Below are 3,160 nucleotides of genomic sequence, written 5' to 3'. Positions count from 1 at the left end.
GCAGCATGGTGATGGCTCCGGCCAGCACCGGCAGCGACAATAGCAGCAGGAACACGGTCACCAGGATCGACCACACGAACAGCGGCATCTTGTGCAGGGTCATGCCCGGCGCGCGCATGTTGAAGATCGTGGTGATGAAGTTGATGGCGCCGAGGATCGAGGAGGCGCCGGCCAGATGGATCGACAGAATGGCAAAATCGACCGCCGGTCCGGGATGGCCCGATGTCGACAGCGGCGCGTACAGGGTCCAGCCGGCGCCGACGCCGTTGGCGCCGGGCTCGCCTTCGACGAAGGTCGAGGTCAAGAGCAGCGCGAATGAAGCCGGCAACAGCCAGAACGAGATGTTGTTCATGCGCGGGAACGCCATGTCCGGCGCGCCGATCATCAACGGCACGAACCAGTTGCCGAAGCCGCCGATCATCGCCGGCATCACCATGAAGAAGATCATGATCAGGCCGTGCGAGGTCACGAACACGTTGTAGGTGTGGGTATTGTGGAAAATCTGCACGCCGGGAAACATCAGTTCGGCGCGGATCGCGATCGACATCGCCGCGCCGATGATGCCGGCGATGACCGCGAACACCAGGTACATCGTGCCGATGTCCTTGTGGTTGGTCGAATAGACGAAGCGCCGCCAGCCGGTCGGATGGTCGTGGGCGTGATCGTCATGTGAGTGGTCTTGGGCGTGGTCGTGGTGTGTCGCTGCAGTCGTTGCCATTTTCAAATCCTGCCTTGCAGTCCCTTTTCGGACCTCGCGGTCCCGTCGCCCTTGTCCTCAATCGATAAGCCCTCGGCTCTTCGGCCTTGAGCCTTTTGCGCCTATTGCGCCACGGCGCCCGCCGAGGCGTAGGAATTCGCCGGCGCGGAGGCAAATTTCTTCTTCGCGTCCTCAACCCAGGCCGTGAACTCCTGATCGCTCACCACCCGCACCGCGATCGGCATGAAGGCGTGGTAGAACATGCCGAGCTTGGTGGCCTTGAACCAGGTCTCGTTGAGACGGCCGGGGATGGCGTCGATCTTGATGCCGAACGCCGGCACCGCGAAGGAATGGATCACGTCGGCGCCGGTGGTCTGAACCCGGACGATCTTGTTGACGGGTACCACCATCTCGTTATCGACGCCGAGCAGCCGGGGCTGCTTGTTCTCGGCCATCAGCGAATCGAATTCGAACTTGCCGTTATCCGGGTAGGCGTAGCTCCAGTACCACTGCTTGCCGGTCGCCTTGACGGTCAGGTCGGCCTTGGGAACGTCGAGCTCGAGAAATAACAGCCGGAACGACGGCACCGCGATGCCGACCAGGATCAGGACCGGAATCAGCGTCCACGCCACTTCGATCAGGCTGTTGTGGGTGGTTCTGGAGGGCACCGGGTTGGCTCTGGCGTTGAACTTCACCACGACCGCAACCAAAAGCGCCAGCACGAACAGCGTGATGAGGGTGATGATCAAGAGCAGCACATTGTGGAACCAGGTGATGCTTTCCATCACCGGCGTCGCCGCTTCCTGCAGCCGGTATTCCCACGGCGCCGGCTGCCCCAGTTCGGCCAATGCCGCCCCGCCTGTGACCAGCACACCACCGGCCACCGCCAGTCCCAGAAACCGCCGGCCCATCCGGGCTCTCGCCATCGTCATGCCGCTCGCGCTCCCTTAGATCAAACCGCCAAAACATTCCGCCTGGTGGCGGGAATGCCGCACGCTCCGCCCCCCGGTAAACGGCCCTGGGGAAGACTTAGTCAAGGTGAAGACTTGGCAAGCTCCCGGGCCAGATCGCTGGAATGCGTCGAAATCCAGCCTCTCAAACCATAATTCTCGGGCTCTCGCAATGCAGGAGTGCGACGCAGAGTGAGGCTGCACCGGCTAATCGGCGGCTGTCGGATTTTAACTTGAAATCAGCCACAGCGCTGCTTTTACTCCCTTTTACTCCCCGGCGCCGCTTGACAGGCGGATTGCCCGCTGTAGGCACAGGCGAGAAAGCTTTGACCGTGACCTGATTCGCGATCGGCGGAGTCACGTGCCGACGCTAAAATGCCTTCAAGACGCCGTCATTGCCGTATCAGACCAGCGCGGTATCGGTCCAACCTTCTGCCCGGTTGCGCAAGGGAATATCCCAGGGAAAATCCAAGGTAGTCTCCAAGCCAATATCAAGGAATCGACCCCGATGGGGCCTTCGACATACAGGGCGAGAAGCGATGCCGGTCGCGGCCATCCGTCTGCCGCCGCTTTCGACCGCCGGCCGGGCGCAAGCTTCACCAAAGGTCCTGCCTCCGGAAGTTTTGCCACAAATCTTGCCGCCGCCATGCTCGCCATTGCCTTCCTGTTTGGCCTGACGGCGGCCGCCAGCGCCCAAGGCGCTATCAAATCGGTCCATGGCGACTGGCAGATCCGCTGCGACACGCCGCCCGGCGCGCAGGCCGAGCAGTGCGCCCTGATCCAGAGCGTGGTAGCCGAGGACCGCTCCAATGCCGGCCTCACGGTCATCATGCTGAAAACCGCCGACCAGAAGAGCCGGCTGATGCGCGTGGTAGCGCCGCTCGGCGTGCTCTTGCCCTCCGGCCTCGGCTTGAAACTCGACAATGTCGATGTCGGCCGCGCCGGCTTTGTCAGGTGCCTGCCCAATGGCTGCGTCGCCGAAGTCGTGATGGACGACAAGCTGCTCGGCCAGTTGAAAAGCGCCAAGACCGCGACGTTCATTATTTTCGAGACCCCGGAAGAGGGGATCGGCTTTCCGCTCAGCCTGAACGGGCTGGCGGAGGGGTATGACAAGCTGCCGTGAGGCAACAGGTAGATCATGCGGCGGCCTTCGGCCCGCCGCATGAATTTCCGATTCAATTGTCAAACAGCCAAGTCAGTCACTTTACAAGTCAGTCACTTTATTTGTCGTCATGGCCGGGCTACGTCCTGGCCTGTCCCGGCCATCGACGTCTTTTCCGCGCCGAAGAAAGAAAGACGTGGATGCCCGGGCCTCACGAAATCCAGACGCGAATAAACGCCCCGCGGCGCCAGGCGCCCGGGCTTTTGCAAGAACGTCTCGCCCTCGGATAACAGAGGGCGCGGGGAATGCCGCGATGCCCAGAGGCACCCGCGGCCTCGCGTGCAAGAAAACGGCCGACGCACACGAGGTAACAGCGAGGCACCGGATCATCCGGCATTCCCCACACAATGG

The 3,160-nt window shown here is 62.1% G+C and carries 3 protein-coding genes; 1 reads left to right on the top strand and 2 read right to left on the bottom strand.

What is annotated here, in order from left to right:
• Positions 1-718: cbb3-type cytochrome c oxidase subunit I (locus ABSG20_RS34665; RefSeq protein WP_423868937.1), on the bottom strand; the 718-nt coding region annotated here is incomplete at its 3' end.
• A 101-nt stretch (positions 719-819) separates the two neighbouring features.
• Positions 820-1,629 (bottom strand): cytochrome c oxidase subunit II, encoded by an 810-nt coding sequence (gene coxB, locus ABSG20_RS34660; protein WP_423868936.1) that lies wholly within the window; start codon positions 1,627-1,629, stop codon positions 820-822.
• A gap of 526 nt (positions 1,630-2,155) precedes the next feature.
• Between coxB and ABSG20_RS34655 the strand changes: the two genes are divergently transcribed.
• A complete protein-coding gene (locus ABSG20_RS34655; RefSeq protein ID WP_423868935.1) occupies positions 2,156-2,770 on the top strand; it encodes an invasion associated locus B family protein in 615 nt (204 codons plus the stop codon).
• Positions 2,771-3,160 lie beyond the last annotated feature (390 nt).

The sequence above is a fragment of the Bradyrhizobium sp. genome (assembly GCF_049512235.1).
Lineage (GTDB): Bacteria > Pseudomonadota > Alphaproteobacteria > Rhizobiales > Xanthobacteraceae > Bradyrhizobium.
The sequence above is the reverse complement of the archived record's forward strand: the minus strand, read 5'-3'. Positions and strand labels throughout refer to the sequence as shown.

Coding starts and splice junctions, on each gene's coding strand:
- coxB (WP_423868936.1), bottom strand. CDS start 1,629: ATGACGATGGCGAGAGCCCGGATGGGCCGGCGGTTTCTGGGACTGGCG.
- ABSG20_RS34655 (WP_423868935.1), top strand. CDS start 2,156: ATGGGGCCTTCGACATACAGGGCGAGAAGCGATGCCGGTCGCGGCCAT.